General features: G+C 58.7%; 16 protein-coding genes. All 16 read left to right on the top strand.

From position 1 onward, the window contains the following. The first annotated feature begins 125 nt into the window (after positions 1 to 125). On the top strand, positions 126 to 4,280 hold the full coding sequence (rpoB, locus tag ACIQ1A_RS03010) for a DNA-directed RNA polymerase subunit beta (RefSeq protein ID WP_395769582.1): 4,155 nt from the start codon (positions 126 to 128) through the stop codon (positions 4,278 to 4,280). Between the two features lie 63 nt (positions 4,281 to 4,343). Next, a complete protein-coding gene (gene rpoC, locus ACIQ1A_RS03005; RefSeq protein WP_395769581.1) occupies positions 4,344 to 8,552 on the top strand; it encodes a DNA-directed RNA polymerase subunit beta' in 4,209 nt (1,402 codons plus the stop codon). A gap of 183 nt (positions 8,553 to 8,735) precedes the next feature. Further along, positions 8,736 to 9,107 carry a 30S ribosomal protein S12 gene (gene rpsL, locus ACIQ1A_RS03000; protein ID WP_395769580.1) on the top strand — a complete coding sequence of 124 codons (372 nt, stop codon included), beginning with the start codon at positions 8,736 to 8,738 and terminating at the stop codon, positions 9,105 to 9,107. A gap of 56 nt (positions 9,108 to 9,163) precedes the next feature. Then, positions 9,164 to 9,631: a 30S ribosomal protein S7 gene (gene rpsG / locus ACIQ1A_RS02995; RefSeq protein ID WP_395769579.1), complete on the top strand. Its 468-nt coding sequence runs from the start codon at positions 9,164 to 9,166 to the stop codon at positions 9,629 to 9,631. Positions 9,632 to 9,652: 21 nt separating this feature from the next. Beyond that, positions 9,653 to 11,743, top strand: a complete 2,091-nt coding sequence (gene fusA / locus ACIQ1A_RS02990) for an elongation factor G (RefSeq protein WP_395769578.1) — start codon at positions 9,653 to 9,655, stop codon at positions 11,741 to 11,743. A gap of 27 nt (positions 11,744 to 11,770) precedes the next feature. Next, positions 11,771 to 12,961 carry an elongation factor Tu gene (gene tuf / locus ACIQ1A_RS02985; protein ID WP_395769577.1) on the top strand — a complete coding sequence of 397 codons (1,191 nt, stop codon included), beginning with the start codon at positions 11,771 to 11,773 and terminating at the stop codon, positions 12,959 to 12,961. Between the two features lie 239 nt (positions 12,962 to 13,200). Further along, on the top strand, positions 13,201 to 13,512 hold the full coding sequence (gene rpsJ / locus ACIQ1A_RS02980; protein ID WP_188448671.1) for a 30S ribosomal protein S10: 312 nt from the start codon (positions 13,201 to 13,203) through the stop codon (positions 13,510 to 13,512). Positions 13,513 to 13,520: 8 nt separating this feature from the next. Continuing rightward, positions 13,521 to 14,171 (top strand): 50S ribosomal protein L3, encoded by a 651-nt coding sequence (rplC, locus tag ACIQ1A_RS02975; RefSeq protein ID WP_395769576.1) that lies wholly within the window; start codon positions 13,521 to 13,523, stop codon positions 14,169 to 14,171. Positions 14,172 to 14,182: 11 nt separating this feature from the next. Beyond that, positions 14,183 to 14,785, top strand: coding sequence for a 50S ribosomal protein L4 (gene rplD, locus ACIQ1A_RS02970; protein WP_297799287.1), 603 nt, complete (start codon positions 14,183 to 14,185; stop codon positions 14,783 to 14,785). Beyond that, positions 14,782 to 15,075 (top strand): 50S ribosomal protein L23, encoded by a 294-nt coding sequence (rplW, locus tag ACIQ1A_RS02965; RefSeq protein WP_297799290.1) that lies wholly within the window; start codon positions 14,782 to 14,784, stop codon positions 15,073 to 15,075. The genes rplD and rplW overlap by 4 nt, the downstream gene beginning before the upstream one ends. 10 nt (positions 15,076 to 15,085) lie before the next feature. Continuing rightward, on the top strand, positions 15,086 to 15,913 hold the full coding sequence (gene rplB, locus ACIQ1A_RS02960; protein WP_297799292.1) for a 50S ribosomal protein L2: 828 nt from the start codon (positions 15,086 to 15,088) through the stop codon (positions 15,911 to 15,913). Between the two features lie 6 nt (positions 15,914 to 15,919). Beyond that, positions 15,920 to 16,189 (top strand): 30S ribosomal protein S19, encoded by a 270-nt coding sequence (gene rpsS, locus ACIQ1A_RS02955; protein WP_395769575.1) that lies wholly within the window; start codon positions 15,920 to 15,922, stop codon positions 16,187 to 16,189. Positions 16,190 to 16,201: 12 nt separating this feature from the next. Further along, positions 16,202 to 16,543 (top strand): 50S ribosomal protein L22, encoded by a 342-nt coding sequence (rplV, locus tag ACIQ1A_RS02950; RefSeq protein WP_297799296.1) that lies wholly within the window; start codon positions 16,202 to 16,204, stop codon positions 16,541 to 16,543. A gap of 8 nt (positions 16,544 to 16,551) precedes the next feature. After that, positions 16,552 to 17,256 (top strand): 30S ribosomal protein S3, encoded by a 705-nt coding sequence (gene rpsC / locus ACIQ1A_RS02945; protein WP_297799298.1) that lies wholly within the window; start codon positions 16,552 to 16,554, stop codon positions 17,254 to 17,256. Positions 17,257 to 17,261: 5 nt separating this feature from the next. Then, positions 17,262 to 17,675, top strand: a complete 414-nt coding sequence (rplP, locus tag ACIQ1A_RS02940; RefSeq protein WP_188448688.1) for a 50S ribosomal protein L16 — start codon at positions 17,262 to 17,264, stop codon at positions 17,673 to 17,675. Next, positions 17,675 to 17,860, top strand: a complete 186-nt coding sequence (gene rpmC / locus ACIQ1A_RS02935) for a 50S ribosomal protein L29 (RefSeq protein ID WP_297799302.1) — start codon at positions 17,675 to 17,677, stop codon at positions 17,858 to 17,860. Before rplP ends, rpmC begins: the two co-directional genes overlap by 1 nt. Positions 17,861 to 17,868 lie beyond the last annotated feature (8 nt).

Below are 17,868 nucleotides of genomic sequence, written 5' to 3'. Positions count from 1 at the left end.
CTCTCCCTGTTTTCGAATTCCGATCGACCGGAATGTTCTGCTAAGCCGGCATCCGTGGCGATTTAGCAAAGTATTCCGTCGTAAACCCGCCAATCCAATTGGCACTGACAAAGGTGGTAGCTCACATGACGTATTCCCTGACTGAGAAAAAGCGCATCCGTAAAGATTTCGGCAAGAACCGCCCGGTCCTTGACGTGCCTTATCTGCTGGCTATCCAGATGGATTCCTACCGGGAATTCCTGCAGGACTCGTCGAAATCCGACGGTCATGACGACCGCGGTCTGCATGCCGCACTGAAATCGGTTTTCCCGATTGTCAGTTTTTCCGGCAATGCCGCGCTCGAATACGTCAGCTACACCCTCGGTGAGCCGGCGTTTGACGAACGCGAATGCCGCTCGCGCGGGCAGACCTACGGTGCACCGTTGCGCGTCAAAGTCCGCCTGGTCATTTACGACCGTGAATCGTCCAACAAGGCCGTCAAGTACGTCAAGGAACAGGAAGTGTTCATGGGCGATCTGCCGCTGATGACCGGCAATGCCACCTTCATCATCAACGGTACCGAGCGCGTGATCGTGTCGCAGCTGCACCGCAGCCCGGGCGTGTTCTTCGACCATGACCGCGGCAAAACCCACAGCTCCGGCAAACTGCTGCACTCGGCCCGTGTGATTCCGTACCGCGGTTCCTGGCTGGATTTCGAATTCGATGCCAAAGACTGCGTGTTCACCCGAATCGACCGTCGCCGCAAGTTGCCGGTCACCATTCTGCTGCGTGCGCTGGGTTACAACAACGAACAGATCCTGAATCACTTCTTCGAAATCAACACGTTCCATATTTCAAAAAAGGACGGTGTTGAACTGGAACTGGTCGCCGAACGTCTGCGCGGCGAAACCCTGAACTTCGATCTCGTGGTGAAAGGCGAGGTCGTGGTCGAAGCCGGCAAGCGCATCACCGCCCGTCATGTGAAGGATCTCGAGAAAAAGAACATCGCAACTTTGGAAGTGCCGGACGATTACCTGATTGGCCGCATCCTGTCGCATGATGTCATCGACGCCGCTACTGGCGAACTGATTGCCACCGCCAACGACGAGCTGGACGAAGCCAAACTGGCCAAGCTGCGTAAGCACAACATCGCAACCATCGGAACGCTCTGGGTCAACGATCTCGATCGCGGCCCCTTCATTTCCAACACCCTGCGCATCGATCCGTCGAAAACGCAGCTGGAAGCCCTGGTTGAAATCTACCGTATGATGCGTCCGGGTGAGCCGCCGACCAAGGATGCCGCGCAGAACCTGTTCTATAACCTGTTCTTTACCTTCGAACGCTACGATCTGTCCTCGGTCGGCCGCATGAAGTTCAACCGTCGTGTCGGTCGTAAGGAAGTCACCGGTGCCGAAGTGCTCTACGATTTCCAGTATTTCAGCGAGCGCAGCGATGAAACCGCCAAGGGTCTGGTTGCCAACTACGGCAAGACCTCCGATATCCTCGAAGTCATTAATACCCTTTGCGAAATCCGCAATGGCCGTGGCGTCACCGACGACATCGACCATCTGGGCAACCGCCGCGTGCGTTCGGTCGGTGAAATGGCCGAGAACGTATTCCGCGTCGGCTTGGTCCGCGTCGAGCGCGCTGTCAAAGAGCGTCTGTCGATGGCCGAAGCCGACGATCTGTCGCCGCAGGAACTGATCAATGCCAAGCCGGTTGCCGCCGCACTGAAGGAATTCTTCGGTTCGTCGCAGCTGTCGCAGTTCATGGACCAGAACAATCCGCTCTCGGAAGTCACCCACAAGCGCCGCGTGTCGGCTCTTGGCCCGGGCGGCCTGACTCGCGAACGTGCCGGCTTCGAAGTGCGTGACGTTCACCCGACCCACTACGGCCGCGTCTGCACCATCGAAACTCCTGAAGGCCCGAACATCGGTCTGATCAACTCCTTGGCCGTGTATGCCCGTTCCAACAAGTACGGTTTTCTGGAAACTCCATACCGCAAGGTCGAAAACGGCATCGTGACCGACAAGGTCGAATTCCTGTCGGCCATCGAGGAGTACGAATACGCCATCGCCCAGGCCAATGCCGAGCTGGACCCGAAAGGTAAATTCAAAAACGAATACGTGACCTGCCGCTACCAAGCCGACACCCTGCTGAAACCGCCGTCGGAAATCCAGTACATGGACGTTTCGCCGATGCAGTCGGTATCGGTGGCTGCGGCCTTGGTACCGTTCATCGAGCACGACGACGCCAACCGCGCCCTGATGGGTGCGAACATGCAACGCCAGGCCGTTCCGACCCTGCGTAGCCAGAAGCCGCTGGTCGGCACCGGCATCGAACGCGCCGTGGCCCGTGACTCCGGCGTGACCGTTAACGCCCTGCGCGGCGGCGTGGTCGACCAGGTCGATGCCGCCCGCATCGTGGTGCGTGCCAATGAAAAGGAAATCGGCGCCAATGACGCCGGTGTCGATATCTACAATCTGGTGAAATACACCCGTTCCAACCAGAACACCTGCATCAACCAGCGTCCGCTGGTGCGCGTCGGTGATCGCATCGAGCGCGGCGACGTGCTGGCTGATGGACCGTCGACCGATATCGGTGAACTGGCTCTGGGTCAGAACATGCTGGTCGCGTTCATGCCCTGGAATGGTTACAACTTCGAAGACTCCATTCTGCTTTCCGAGCGCGTGGTCGAAGAGGATCGCTACACCACCATCCACATTGAAGAACTGACCGTGGCCGCCCGTGACACCAAGTTGGGACCGGAGGAAATTTCCGCCGATATCCCGAATGTGTCGGAAAGCGCACTCGGCCGTCTGGATGAGTCCGGCGTGGTCTACATCGGCGCTGAAGTGCGTGCCGGCGACATCCTGGTCGGCAAGGTCACCCCGAAAGGCGAAAGCCAGCTGACCCCGGAAGAAAAACTGCTGCGCGCCATCTTTGGCGAAAAAGCCTCCGATGTGAAGGACAGCTCGCTGCGGGTTCCGCCGGGCATGGACGGCACGGTCATCGATGTGCAAGTGTTTACCCGCGACGGCGTTGAGAAGGACAAGCGTGCCAAGCAAATCGAAGATGCCGAAGTCAAAAGCGTCAAGAAGGATTTCGACGACCAGTTCCGCATCCTCGAAGGCGCCATCTATAGCCGTCTGGATTCCCAGCTGATCGGTCGTGTTGCCAATGGTGGTCCGAACGGCCTGAAGAAAGGCACCGAAATCACCAAGGAATATCTGGCCGGCCTGAAAAAGGACGAGCGCTTCGACATCCGCATGAAAGAAGAAGAGGCCGTTGATTTCCTCGATAATGCCAAGAAGCAGATCGAAGCCCACAAGGCCGAGTTCGAAAAACGCTTCCAGGACAAGCGCCGCAAGATCACCCAGGGTGACGATCTGCCGCCGGGCGTGCTGAAGACTGTCAAGGTCTATGTCGCCGTCAAGCGCCGCATCCAGCCGGGCGACAAGATGGCCGGCCGTCACGGTAACAAGGGCGTGGTCTCGATGATCAAGCCGGTTGAAGACATGCCGTACATGGTCGACGGCAAGACCGTGGACATCCTGCTTAACCCGCTGGGCGTGCCGAGCCGGATGAACATCGGACAGATTCTGGAAGTGCATCTGGGCTGGGCTGCCAAAGGCCTGGGCCAGAAGATCCAGAAGATGCTGGACGACCAGCGCAAGGTCGAAGATCTGCGCAAGTTCCTGGACCAGATTTACAACCATGATCAGGCTGAAACCAAGAAACAGCGCGTCGATCTGTCCAAGTTCACCGACAAGGAGCTGTTGCGTCTAGCCGGTAACCTGACCGACGGTGTGCCGATGGCGACACCGGTATTCGACGGTGCCGCCGAGTCGGAAATCAAGTCCATGCTGAAACTGGCCGATCTGCCGGAATCCGGTCAGGCCCAGCTGTTCGACGGCCGTACCGGCGAAGCATTCGATCGTCCGGTCACCGTCGGCTACATGCACATGCTGAAGCTGAACCACCTGGTCGACGACAAAATGCACGCCCGTTCGACCGGACCGTACTCCCTGGTTACCCAGCAGCCGCTGGGCGGCAAGGCGCAGTTCGGCGGCCAGCGCTTCGGCGAAATGGAAGTCTGGGCGTTGGAGGCCTATGGTGCCGCCTACACCCTGCAGGAAATGCTGACGGTGAAATCCGACGACGTCCAAGGCCGCAACGCGATGTACAAAAACATCGTCGACAGCGAGCACGAAACCGTCGCCGGTATTCCGGAGTCGTTCAATGTGCTGGTCAAGGAAATCCGATCCTTGGGCATCAACATCGAGCTTGACGAGAAATAATCGCCGAAAAGAACATGACCCGGGGCCTTGTCCGAGATAAGGCCCCACCATTTGGAGACAACCATGAAAGATTTGCTTAATCTGTTCAACCAGCAGCGCCAGAGCCTCGAATTCGACGGCATCAAAATCGCGCTGGCCTCGCCGGACATGATCCGTTCCTGGTCCTTCGGCGAAGTTAAAAAGCCGGAAACCATCAATTACCGCACCTTCAAGCCCGAGCGTGACGGCCTGTTCTGCGCCGCCATCTTCGGACCGGTCAAGGACTACGAATGCCTGTGCGGCAAATACAAGCGCATGAAGCACCGTGGCGTGGTCTGCGAGAAGTGCGGCACCGAAGTGACCCTCACCAAGGTACGCCGCGAGCGCATGGGCCACATCGAACTGGCCAGCCCGACCGCCCACATCTGGTTCCTGAAGTCGCTGCCGTCCCGCATCGGCTTGATGCTGGACATGACCCTGCGCGACATTGAGCGCGTGCTGTACTTCGAAGCCTACGTGGTCATCGAGCCGGGCCTGACCCCGCTTGACCGTGGCCAGTTGCTGACCGAAGAGCAGTACATGGAAGCACAACACGAGCATGGTGATGAGTTCGAAGCCAAGATGGGCGCCGAAGCGGTGCACCAGCTACTGTCGACCATCGACCTGCATGCTGAAGTCATCCGCCTGAAGGAAGAGATCAGCTCAACCAATTCCGACACCAAGCAGAAGCGTCTGACCAAGCGCATCAAGCTGGTCGAGTCCTTCATCGAGTCCGGCAACCGTCCGGAGTGGATGGTACTCACCGTGCTTCCGGTGCTGCCGCCGGATCTGCGTCCGCTGGTACCGCTGGACGGCGGCCGCTTCGCGACCTCCGATCTCAACGATCTTTACCGCCGCGTGATCAACCGTAACAACCGCCTGCACCGCCTGCTGGAACTGAGCGCACCGGACATCATCGTGCGCAATGAAAAACGCATGCTGCAGGAATCGGTCGATGCCCTGATGGACAATGGCCGCCGCGGCCGTGCCATCACAGGCACCAACAAGCGTCCGCTGAAATCCCTGGCCGACATGATCAAAGGCAAACAAGGCCGCTTCCGCCAGAATCTGCTCGGCAAGCGCGTTGACTACTCCGGTCGTTCGGTCATCGTGGTCGGTCCGACCCTGCGTCTGCACGAGTGCGGTCTGCCGAAGAAAATGGCACTGGAGCTGTTCAAGCCCTTCATCTTCGCCAAACTGCAGCGTCAGGGCATCGCCACCACCATCAAAGCCGCCAAGAAGCTGGTTGAGCGCGAAGAAGCCGTAGTCTGGGACATCCTGGAAGACGTCATCCGCGAACATCCGGTGTTGCTGAACCGCGCGCCGACCCTTCACCGTCTGGGCATCCAGGCGTTCGAGCCGGTGCTGGTCGAAGGCAAGGCCATCCAGCTGCATCCGCTGGTCTGTACCGCATTCAACGCCGACTTCGACGGTGACCAGATGGCCGTTCACGTGCCGCTGAGCCTCGAAGCCCAGCTGGAAGCGCGCGCCCTGATGATGTCGTCGAACAACATCCTGTCGCCGGCCAACGGCGAGCCGATCATCGTTCCGTCGCAGGACGTCGTGCTCGGTCTGTATTACATGACCCGCGCCCTCGAAGGCAAACAGGGCGAAGGCATGATTTTCGCCAACGTTGCCGAAGTCAAGCGCGCCTATGACAACAAAGTGGTTGAACTGCACGCCAAGGTGAAAGTCCGTCTGCAGCGCGATGAAATGAACGATGCCGGTGAAATGATTGCGACCAAGGCCGTGGTGGAAACCAGCGTCGGTCGTGCACTGCTGGCCGATATCCTGCCGAAAGGCCTGCCGTTCGCCTATGCCAACACCGAACTGACCAAGAAAAACATCAGCCGCCTGATCAATACCTCGTACCGCATGCTCGGCCTGAAGCCGACGGTTATTTTCGCCGACAAACTGATGTACACCGGCTTCGCTTTCGCGACCAAGGCCGGCGTCTCGGTCGGCATCAACGACATGATCATTCCGGATGAGAAGAAAACCCTTCTGGCCGAAGCCGAGAAGGAAGTTCTGGAAATCCAGGAACAGTATCAACAGGGTCTGGTCACCGCCGGCGAACGCTACAACAAAGTGGTCGACATCTGGTCGCGCGCCAATGAACGCATCGCCAAGGCGATGATGGACACCATCGGCTGGGAGAAGGTGCAGAACGCCAAGGGCGAGACCATCACCCAGAAGTCGATGAACTCGATTTACATCATGGCCGACTCCGGCGCCCGCGGTTCGCAGGCCCAGATCCGCCAGCTGGCCGGTATGCGCGGCCTGATGGCCAAGCCGGACGGCTCGATCATCGAGACGCCGATTACCGCGAACTTCCGCGAAGGTCTGAACGTGCTTCAGTACTTCATCTCGACCCACGGTGCGCGTAAAGGTCTGGCCGATACCGCGCTGAAGACCGCGAACTCGGGTTACCTGACCCGTCGTCTGGTCGATGTGGCGCAGGATGTGGTGGTGACCGAAGTCGACTGCGGCACCAAGGCCGGTCTGACCATGACGCCGATCGTGGAAGGCGGCGATGTTGTCGAACCGCTGCGCGACCGCGTTCTGGGCCGCGTCGTGGCTGAAGACGTGTTCCTGCCGGGCAATGATGAAGATCCGATCGTCACGCGCAATACCCTGCTTGATGAAGGCTGGGTCGACAAGCTCGAGGCCGGCGGCGTGCAGACCATCAAGGTCCGTTCCTCCATTACCTGTGAAAGCGCTTTCGGTGTCTGCTCCATGTGCTATGGCCGCGATCTGGGCCGTGGTCACCTGGTCAACATCGGTGAAGCCGTCGGCGTGGTCGCCGCGCAATCGATCGGTGAGCCGGGTACGCAGCTGACCATGCGGACCTTCCATATCGGTGGCGCCGCATCGCGTGCCGCCGCCATCGACAACGTGACCGTCAAAACCACCGGTTCGGTCAAGTTCAACAACCTGAAATACGTGACCCATGCCGATGGCCACCTGGTCGCGGTATCGCGTTCGGGTGAAATCTCGGTACTCGATCCGACCGGCCGTGAGCGCGAGCGTTACAAGCTGCCTTACGGCGCCAACATTTCGGTCAAGGACGGCGCCCAGGTCAAATCCGGCCAAACCGTGGTCAAATGGGATCCGCATAACCACCCTATCGTGTCGGAAGTCGCCGGTTTCGTGAAATTCGTCGATTTCGTCGACGGTGTCACCGTGATCGAAAAGACCGATGACCTGACCGGTCTGGCTTCGCTGGAAATCACCGATCCGAAGCGCCGGGGCGGGCAGGGCAAGGACCTGCGTCCTATCGTGCGCATCGTGGACGCCAAAGGCAACGACCTGAGCATCCCGGGTACCGATCTGCCGGCCCAGTACATGCTGCCGCCGCGTTCGATCGTGAACCTGCATGACGGCGAGAAAGTCGGCGTCGGCGACGTCATCACCAAAGTGCCGCAGGAAGCCTCGAAAACCCGCGACATCACCGGTGGTCTGCCGCGCGTGGCCGACCTGTTCGAAGCCCGCAAGCCGAAGGATTCCGCCATCATGGCCGAAGTCTCCGGTATCGTGAGCATGGGCAAGGAAACCAAAGGCAAGCAGCGCCTGATCATCACCGATCTGGAAGGCAACGAGCACGAAGAGCTGATTCCGAAGTACCGCCAGATCGCTGTGTTCGAAGGCGAGCATGTCGAGAAGGGCGAAATCATCGTGGACGGCGAGCCGAATCCGCAGGATATTCTGCGCCTGAAGGGCGTCGAAGAGCTGGCCGCCTATCTGGTCAAGGAAATCCAGGACGTGTACCGTCTGCAGGGCGTCAAGATCAACGACAAGCACATCGAGACCATCACCCGTCAGATGCTGCGCAAGGTCGAAATCCTCGATGCCGGCGACAGCAAGTTCATGGCCGGTGAGCAGGTCGAGAAGATCCGCGCCTTGGAAGAAAACGTCAAGTTGAACGCAAATAACAGCATTTTGCCGAAGTTTACCCCTGTTTTGCTGGGTATTACCAAGGCCTCGCTGGCTACGGAATCGTTCATTTCGGCCGCATCCTTCCAGGAAACCACCCGCGTGTTGACCGATGCCGCCGTCCGCGGCACCCACGATGCGCTGCGTGGCCTGAAGGAAAACGTCATCGTCGGTCGTCTGATCCCGGCCGGTACCGGTCTGGCGTACCACAACCAGCGCCGCCGCGACCATGCCCAGATCAGCGACAGCGACCTGGAAGTGCTGGCGGCACCGTTGGCTTCGGCCGAGGGTGAGGAAGTGGTCGGCGAAGTCGTCGAATAAGACACCCCGGGCGGCCTCGGCCGCCCGTCCAAAAGCCGCATGGATGCGGCTTGCGTTACCGCCAGGGATTGGGGGATTGTTCAGTTGTCAGGTTTGACAACGGCGGCAATACAATTTATAATTTTCCGTCTATTCTGGCCGGGTTCCCGGTCAGTCCTTTTTGTTTCGCAGGATTTATATCAAATGGCGACTGTTAATCAACTGGTCCGCAAGCCGCGCCAGTCCAATACGTACAAAAGCGCTTCCCCGGCCCTGGCGAACTGCCCGCAACGCCGTGGCGTCTGCACCCGCGTCTACACCACTACCCCGAAGAAGCCGAACTCGGCCCTGCGTAAAGTGGCGAAAGTGCGCTTGACCAATGGTTTCGAGGTCATCAGCTACATCGGTGGCGAAGGCCACAATCTGCAGGAACACAGCGTCGTGCTGATCCGCGGCGGCCGTGTCAAAGATCTGCCGGGTGTGCGTTACCACACCGTGCGCGGTTCGTTGGATGCTTCCGGTGTCGCCAAGCGCCGCCAGAGCCGTTCCAAATACGGCGCCAAGCGTCCGAAGTAATTCTGCCGGCAACCGCCTGCAACATTCATCTCATTATTTAAATTAAGGCACTAAACATGTCACGTAAAGGTTCCCCCGGTACCCGTTCGGTCCTTCCTGATCCGAAGCACGGAAGCCAAATGATCGCCCGCTTCATCAACATGGTGATGGTCAGCGGCAAGAAATCCGTCGCCGAAAAAATCGTCTACGGCGCAATGGACGTCATCGGCCAGAAAAATGCCGATTCCCTGGCGCTGGTCGAGAAGGCCCTGAGCAACGTCGCTCCGGCGGTCGAAGTGAAGTCCCGTCGTGTCGGCGGCGCCACTTATCAGGTTCCGGTTGAAGTTCGTGCCACCCGCCGTACCGCTTTGGCGATGCGTTGGGTCATCGAATCCGCCCGTAAGCGCGGCGAAAACACCATGCCTGCGAAACTTGCCGGCGAACTGCTGGAAGCTTCCGAAAACCGCGGCGGCGCCGTGAAGAAACGCGAAGAGACCCACCGCATGGCGGAAGCCAACAAAGCGTTCTCCCATTTCCGCTGGTAATTTTCGAGAAGGAATCTCATCGTGGCACGTACCACCCCAATTGATCGTTATCGCAACTTCGGCATCATGGCTCATATCGATGCCGGCAAAACCACAACCACTGAACGCATTCTGTTCTACACCGGTGTGAACCACAAAATCGGTGAAGTGCATGATGGCGCAGCCACCATGGACTGGATGGAGCAGGAGCAGGAACGCGGCATCACCATTACTTCCGCAGCCACGACCTGTTTCTGGTCGGGCATGGACAAGTCGATGCAGCAGCACCGCTTCAACATCATCGACACCCCCGGACACGTGGACTTCACCATCGAAGTCGAACGTTCCCTGCGCGTGCTCGACGGTGCGGTATTCGTGCTGTGCGCCGTCGGCGGCGTGCAGCCGCAGTCCGAGACCGTCTGGCGCCAGGCTTCCAAGTACTCCGTGCCGCGTCTGGCCTTCGTCAACAAGATGGACCGCACCGGTGCCAACTTCTTCAAGGTCGTCGAGCAGCTGAAAGCGCGTCTGGGTGCCTATCCGGTCCCGATGCAGATGCCGATCGGCGCCGAAGAAAACTTCGAAGGCGTGGTTGATCTGCTGAAAATGAAAGCGATCATCTGGGACATGACCAATAACGGCACGACCTTCACTTATGGCGAGATTCCGGCCCATCTGGCCGATGAATGCAAAACCATGCGTGAATTCATGGTGGAAGCCGCTGCTGAAGCCTCCGAAGACCTGATGAACACCTATCTGGAAAACGGCGAGCTGTCGGAAGAACAGATCATGGAAGGCATCCGTGCCCGTACCCTGACCTGCGAAATCATCCCGATGTTCGCCGGTACCGCGTTCAAGAACAAAGGCGTGCAGGCCATGCTCGATGCCGTCGTGCATTACCTGCCGTCGCCGGATAACCGTCCGCCGGTCAAGGGTATCGACGAGAAAGAGCAGGAAGCCATCCGCAAGGTCGGCGACAAAGAGCCGTTCTCTGCCTTGGCATTCAAGATCATGACCGACCCGTTCGTGGGTTCGCTGACCTTCTTCCGCGTCTACTCCGGCACCCTGAATGCAGGCGACCAGGTGTATAACCCGGTCAAGAGCAAAAAAGAGCGCATCGGCCGTATTCTGCAGATGCATGCCAATGAGCGCGAGGAAATCAAGGAAGTGCTTTCCGGCGACATCGCTGCCGCCGTGGGCCTCAAAGACGTCACTACCGGTGACACCTTGTGCTCCATGGACCACGTCATCACGCTCGAGCGCATGATCTTCCCGGAGCCCGTCATCTCGATGGCGGTCGAACCGAAGACCAAAGCCGATCAGGAAAAAATGGGTATCGCCCTCGGCCGTCTGGCCCAGGAAGATCCTTCGTTCCGCGTCCGTACCGATGAAGAGTCCGGTCAAACCATCATCTCCGGCATGGGCGAGCTGCATCTGGAAATCCTGGTTGACCGCATGAAGCGCGAATTCAACGTGGAAGCCAACGTCGGCAAGCCGCAGGTAGCCTACCGCGAAGCGATTCGCAAGGCCGTCAAGCAGGAAGGCAAGTTCGTTCGCCAGTCCGGCGGTCGTGGTCAATATGGTCACATCGTGATCGAGATGGAACCGCAGGAACGCGGTGCCGGTTATTCGTTCGAAAACGCCATCGTCGGTGGCGTGGTTCCGAAAGAATACGTGACTGCCGCCGACAAGGGCATCCAGGAAGCCATGAAAAACGGCGTTCTGGCCGGCTTCCCGGTCGTTGATATCAAAATCCGTGCCGTTGATGGTTCTTACCACGACGTCGACTCCAACGAAATGGCATTCAAAGTCGCCGGCTCGATGGCGTTCAAGGAAGCATTCAACAAAGCCAACCCGGCGCTGCTCGAACCGATCATGAAAGTCGAAGTGGTTACCCCGGAAGACTACATGGGTGATGTGATGGGCGATCTTTCCCGTCGTCGCGGCCTGTTGCAGGGTTCTGATGACACGCCGTCGGGCAAGGTCATCAACGCCATGGTTCCGCTGGGTGAAATGTTCGGTTACGCCACCGCGATGCGCTCCATGTCGCAGGGCCGCGCCACCTTCACTATGGAATTCGATCACTATGCCGAGGCGCCGACCAATATCGCCGAAGCCGTGATGAAAAAATCTTAATTTATTGAATATTAAGGATTAACTGACATGTCAAAAGGTAAGTTCGAACGTACCAAGCCCCACGTGAACGTGGGCACCATCGGCCACGTGGATCATGGCAAGACCACGCTGACTGCAGCCCTGACGAAGGTCGGCGCGGAGCGTTTCGGCGGCGAGTTCAAGGGTTACGACCAGATTGACGCGGCTCCGGAAGAAAAAGCGCGCGGCATTACGATTTCGACTGCCCACGTGGAATACGAATCGGAAAACCGTCACTACGCGCACGTGGATTGCCCGGGACACGCCGACTATGTGAAGAACATGATTACCGGTGCTGCCCAGATGGACGGCGCGATTCTGGTGTGCTCGGCCGCTGACGGCCCGATGCCGCAGACCCGCGAACACATCCTGCTGTCGCGCCAGGTTGGCGTGCCTTACATCGTGGTGTTCCTGAACAAGGCCGACATGGTCGACGACGCCGAGCTGCTCGAGCTGGTCGAAATGGAAGTCCGTGAACTGCTGAGCAAGTACGATTTCCCGGGCGACGACACTCCGATCATCGCCGGTTCGGCCCGTCTGGCGCTGGAAGGCGACCAATCGGAAATCGGCGTTCCGTCGATCATCAAGCTGGTCGACGCTCTGGACACCTGGATTCCGGAACCGCAGCGTGAAATCGACAAGCCGTTCCTGATGCCGGTGGAAGACGTGTTCTCGATCTCGGGCCGCGGCACCGTGGTGACCGGCCGTATCGAGTGCGGCGTGATCAAGGTCGGCGAAGAAATCGAAATCGTCGGTATCCGTCCGACCCAGAAGACGACGGTGACCGGCGTGGAAATGTTCCGCAAGCTGCTGGACCAGGGTCAGGCGGGCGACAATGCCGGTCTGCTGCTGCGCGGCACCAAGCGTGACGACGTCGAGCGCGGCCAAGTGCTGTGCAAGCCGGGTTCGATCACCCCGCACACCGACTTCGAAGCCGAAGTTTACGTGCTGAGCAAGGACGAAGGCGGCCGTCATACTCCGTTCTTCAAAGGTTACCGTCCGCAGTTCTATTTCCGCACCACCGACGTGACCGGCGCTTGCCAGTTGCCGGAAGGCGTGGAAATGGTAATGCCGGGTGACAACGTGAAGATGGTGGTGAGCCTGATTGCCCCGATTGCCATGACCGAAGGCCTGCGTTTCGCGATCCGCGAAGGCGGCCGTACCGTCGGCGCCGGCGTGGTGGCCAAAGTCATCAAGTAACTGATTTGCCCTCAGCCGGCCTCGGCCGGCTGAACACAAGCGAAATGAGGACAAGGATGTACCTCGAGTTCGCACCCAGGACGGGTAAAGATACGGGTTCGCGCTGTTGACAGACAGCTCTCGCGCGTATTACAATTACCGGCTCAGTGGATCAGGTATCGATCAGCTGAGCTTTTTTAGGGGGTCGGGACCGTCTGTGTTCCCGATTCTGTCGCTCTTTATAACTGAAGGAATTCGCCATGGCGGATCAAAAAATCCGAATCCGGCTGAAAGCGTACGATCATCGTCTCATTGATCGCTCAGCCAGCGAGATTGTCGAAACCGCGAAACGTACCGGCGCCCAAGTGCGCGGTCCGATTCCGCTGCCGACCAAAATCGAACGTTACACCATCCTCGTTTCGCCGCACGTCGACAAGGACGCGCGCGACCAATACGAAACCCGTACGCACAAGCGCGTGCTGGATATCGTTGACCCGAACGACAAGACCGTCGACGCGCTCATGAAGCTCGAGCTCGCCGCTGGCGTCGATGTCCAGATCAAGCTGAGCTGAGGTAGGACATGACCGTTAAATATCAATTAGGTTTGGTTGGCCGCAAGGCCGGCATGACCCGCGTCTTCACTGAAGACGGCCAGTCTGTGCCGGTAACGCTGATCGAAGCCACCCCGAATCGCATTACCCAGATCAAAACCGCCGAGACCGATGGCTATTCAGCCGTGCAGGTTACTGCTGGTGCCAAGCGCGCCTCTTTGGTCAGCAAGCCGCTGACCGGCCACTACGCCAAGGCGAAAGTGGAGTCGGGTCGCGGTCTTTGGGAATTCCGTGTCGATGCCAAAGATCTCGGCAACTTCGAAGTGGGCGGCGAAATCAAAGCCGACATCTTCTCGGTTGGTCAGATCGTTGACGTGCAGGGCGTGACCAAGGGTAAAGGCTTCCAAGGCACGATCAAGCGTTACAACTTCAAAATGGGCGACGCTACCCACGGTAACTCGCTGTCCCATCGTTCCCCGGGTTCGATTGGTCAGCGTCAGACCCCAGGTCGCGTTTTCCCGGGCAAAAAAATGTCCGGCCACATGGGTGCAGTGAACCAAAGCACGCAGAACCTCGAAGTCATCAAAGTCGATGCTGAGCGCGGTCTGATTGCGGTTCGCGGCGCTGTTCCGGGCGCCCCCGGCGGCGATCTCATCGTCCGTCCCGGCACCAAGGGTTGAGGAGTCAAATCATGGAACTCTCAGTAGTAGGTAGCGCCCAAGCCCTGTCGGTTTCCGACGCGGTCTTCGGTCGCGAATTCAATCGTGATCTGGTGCATCAGGTCGTCGTTGCATTCCGCAACGCCGGTCGTGCCGGTACCAAGGCGCAGCTGTCGCGTGCCGAAGTTTCAGGCACCACCAAGAAATTCAAGAAGCAGAAGGGCGGCGGTGCACGTCACGGCGATTATCGCGCTCCGATTTTCATCGGCGGTGGCGTGACGTTTGCTGCCAAGCCACGTAGCTTCGAGCAGAAGGTCAACAAGAAGATGTACCGCGCCGCCATCAGCGTGATCCTGTCGGAATTGAACCGCCAGTCGCGTCTGACCGTGGTCGACAGCCTCGATGTTGCCGAGCCGAAAACCAAGGCCCTGGTTGCCAAGCTTGCTGAAATGAAGGTCGGCAGCCCGCTGATCGTCACTGAAAGCGGTTCGGAAAACCTGTATCTGGCCGCCCGCAACATCCCGTACGTGCAGATCCGCGACGTCCAGGGACTGGATCCGGCCGCTCTGGTCGGTGCCCAGCACGTGGTCATGACCGCTGAAGCCGTCAAGAAAGTAGAGGAGTGGCTGGCATGAGCACCGCAAAACTGCTCCAAGTAATCCGCGCCCCGCGCGTGTCCGAAAAGACCGCCCGGATCCAAGAAGACAACCAGTACGTGTTCGAAGTAGCCCAGAACGCGACCAAGGCCGACGTCAAGTCCGCCGTTGAGTCGTTGTTCAGTGTCAAAGTCGAATCGGTCAACGTGTTGAACGTGAAGGGCAAGAACAAGTCCTTCCGTAATCGCGCCGGCCGTCGCGGTGACTGGCGTAAAGCTTACGTTCGCTTGGCCGAAGGCCAATCGATCGACGTAATGGCAAAGGCCTGAGGCAGAACCCATGGCATTGATGACATTTAAACCCACTTCGCCTGGCCGTCGCGCCATGGTCCGTGTTTCCACCGCCGGCCTGCATAAGGGCGGTCCGCTGGAAGCGCTGACTGAGAAGAAATCCAAAACCGGTGGTCGTAACAACCACGGTCGCATTACCACCCGTCACATCGGCGGCGGTCACAAGCAGGCCTACCGGATCATCGACTTCAAGCGTAACAAAGAGGGCATTCCTGCCCGCGTTGAGCGCATTGAATATGATCCGAACCGCACTGCCCACATCGCACTGCTGTGCTATGCCGACGGTGAGCGCCGTTATATCATCGCGCCGAAAGGCCTGCAGGTCGGCGATCAGCTGATTGCCGGCAAAGAAGCGCCGATTAAGGCCGGCAACGCTCTGCCGCTGCGCAATATGCCGATCGGTTCGACCGTGCATTGCATCGAAATGAAGCCAGGCAAGGGCGCACAGATGGCCCGTGCCGCTGGTGCCGGTGCCCAGCTGATTACCCGTGAAGGCGGTTACGCCACGCTGCGTCTGCGTTCGGGTGAAATGCGCAAAGTGCCGGTCGATTGCTACGCCACCATCGGTGAAGTCGGCAACGTCGAGCACAGCCTGGAAAAACTGGGTAAAGCCGGTGCCAAGCGTTGGCGCGGTATCAAGCCGACCGTCCGCGGTGCGGCCATGAACCCGGTCGACCATCCGCACGGCGGTGGTGAGGCGAAAGCAGGTCAGGGTAATCCACATCCGGTCTCCCCATGGGGCACTCCGGCCAAGGGTTACAAAACTCGTAAGAACAAGCGCACCCAGAAGTTCATCGTGCGCGATCGCAGAGGTTGATAGGCAATGGCACGTTCATTAAAGAAAGGTCCGTTCGTTGATCACCACTTGATTAAAAAAGTGGAAACCGCGGGCACCAGCAAAAAGCCGATCAAGACTTGGTCGCGTCGTTCCATGGTTCTTCCCGAAATGGTCGGATTCACCATTGCCGTGCATAACGGCAAGGTGCATGTTCCGGTTCTCGTGAACGAAAACATGGTTGGTCATAAACTGGGCGAATTCGCGCTGACCCGTACCTTCAAAGGTCACGGCGGCGACAAGAAGTCCGGTAAATAAGGAGTATAGGTCATGAATGCAAAAGCTATCCTCCGCTCCAGCCGCATCTCGCCGCAGAAAGCCCGTCTGGTCGCCGACCAGGTCCGTGGTCTGCCGGTGTCACGCGCTCTGGACCTGCTGAAGTTCAGCGATAAGAAAGCCGCTCACATCATCTACAAAGTGCTGTGGTCTGCCACCGCCAACGCCGAGAACAACAACGGCGCGGACGTCGATGAACTGAAAGTCGCCACCATCATGGTCGACGAAGGTCCGATCCTGAAACGTTTCATGGCCCGCGCTAAAGGCCGCGGCACTCGTATTTCCAAACGCACCAGCCACATCACTGTGGTGGTGGGTTCCGGTAAAAAAGGTTAAGGGCAGTCATGGGTCATAAAGTACATCCTACCGGCATCCGTCTTGGCATCTCCAAAGACTGGAATTCCAAATGGTTCGCCAAGAAAGGCGAATACGGCCAGTTCCTGGTTGCGGACCTGAAAGTCCGCGCCATGCTGCGCAAGAAGCTGGCTCAGGCCGGCATCTCCAAAATCACCATCGAGCGTCCGGCCAAAACGGCACGCGTGACCATTCACACCGCTCGTCCGGGTGTAGTGATTGGTAAGCGCGGTGAGGACATCGAGAAGTTGAAGAAGGAAGTCTCCGATGTCATGGGCGTTCCGGCGCACATCAACGTCGCGGAAGTCCGCAAGCCCGAACTCGACGCCCAACTGGTAGCCGAATCGATTGCCCAGCAGCTTGAGCGTCGCATCATGTTCCGCCGCGCCATGAAACGCGCCGTCGGCAACGCCATGCGTCTCGGCGCCCTGGGGATCAAGGTCAATGTCGGCGGTCGTCTGAACGGCGCTGAAATCGCCCGTTCGGAATGGTATCGCGAAGGCCGTGTGCCGCTGCACACCCTGCGCGCCGATATCGACTACGGCACCGCCGAAGCGTCCACCACCTACGGCATCATCGGCGTCAAGGTGTGGATCTACAAAGGCGAAGTGTTCGACTTCAGCCAAGTTGGCCAGGAAAAAGTTGAAGATGCCGCTCCCCAGCGTTCTTCGCGTCCTGCCCGTGAAGCGAGGTAATTGAAATGTTGCAACCGAAACGTACCAAATACCGCAAACAGTTCAAAGGCCGTAACGACGGCTTGAGCTGGAACGCCTCGGCCGTCAGCTTCGGCGAATACGGCTTGAAAGCGACCACCCACGGTGCGCTGACCGCCCGTCAGATCGAAGCTGCCCGTCGTACGGTGAGCCGCTACGTCAAGCGCGGCGGCAAGCTCTGGATCCGCGTGTTCCCGGACAAGCCGATCACCAAGAAGCCCATCGAGGTCCGCATGGGCGCCGGTAAGGGCAACGTCGAGTATTGGGTCGCTCCGATCCAGCCCGGCCGCATGCTGTATGAAATCGAAGGCATTCCGGAAGCCACGGCACGTGAAGCGTTCCGTCTGGCTGCCGCCAAACTCTCAGTACAGACCACTTTCGTGGTCCGGACGGTGCGCTAATGGAACTTAAAGAACTGCGTCAGAAAAATCCGGCTGATCTCAAGGCCCACCTGTTGGACCTGCACAAAGAGCAATTTTCGCTCCGCATGCAGAAAGCCACGGGCCAGTTAGCCAAAACCCACGACATCAGCCGTGTCCGCCGCGAAATCGCGCGCGTCAACATGCTGTTGGCGAACTCCAAGTAATCAGGGCC

This window comes from Arenimonas sp., from assembly GCF_044353605.1.
In the GTDB taxonomy this organism is placed as follows: Bacteria; Pseudomonadota; Gammaproteobacteria; order Xanthomonadales; family Xanthomonadaceae; genus Arenimonas.
This window is presented reverse-complemented; position numbering and strand designations above follow the sequence as displayed.

Coding starts and splice junctions, on each gene's coding strand:
- rplD (WP_297799287.1), top strand. CDS start 14,183: ATGGAACTCTCAGTAGTAGGTAGCGCCCAAGCCCTGTCGGTTTCCGAC.
- rpmC (WP_297799302.1), top strand. CDS start 17,675: ATGGAACTTAAAGAACTGCGTCAGAAAAATCCGGCTGATCTCAAGGCC.
- rplW (WP_297799290.1), top strand. CDS start 14,782: ATGAGCACCGCAAAACTGCTCCAAGTAATCCGCGCCCCGCGCGTGTCC.
- rpoB (WP_395769582.1), top strand. CDS start 126: ATGACGTATTCCCTGACTGAGAAAAAGCGCATCCGTAAAGATTTCGGC.
- rpsC (WP_297799298.1), top strand. CDS start 16,552: ATGGGTCATAAAGTACATCCTACCGGCATCCGTCTTGGCATCTCCAAA.
- rpsJ (WP_188448671.1), top strand. CDS start 13,201: ATGGCGGATCAAAAAATCCGAATCCGGCTGAAAGCGTACGATCATCGT.
- rpsG (WP_395769579.1), top strand. CDS start 9,164: ATGTCACGTAAAGGTTCCCCCGGTACCCGTTCGGTCCTTCCTGATCCG.
- rpoC (WP_395769581.1), top strand. CDS start 4,344: ATGAAAGATTTGCTTAATCTGTTCAACCAGCAGCGCCAGAGCCTCGAA.
- rplC (WP_395769576.1), top strand. CDS start 13,521: ATGACCGTTAAATATCAATTAGGTTTGGTTGGCCGCAAGGCCGGCATG.
- rplB (WP_297799292.1), top strand. CDS start 15,086: ATGGCATTGATGACATTTAAACCCACTTCGCCTGGCCGTCGCGCCATG.
- rpsS (WP_395769575.1), top strand. CDS start 15,920: ATGGCACGTTCATTAAAGAAAGGTCCGTTCGTTGATCACCACTTGATT.
- tuf (WP_395769577.1), top strand. CDS start 11,771: ATGTCAAAAGGTAAGTTCGAACGTACCAAGCCCCACGTGAACGTGGGC.
- rpsL (WP_395769580.1), top strand. CDS start 8,736: ATGGCGACTGTTAATCAACTGGTCCGCAAGCCGCGCCAGTCCAATACG.
- rplP (WP_188448688.1), top strand. CDS start 17,262: ATGTTGCAACCGAAACGTACCAAATACCGCAAACAGTTCAAAGGCCGT.
- rplV (WP_297799296.1), top strand. CDS start 16,202: ATGAATGCAAAAGCTATCCTCCGCTCCAGCCGCATCTCGCCGCAGAAA.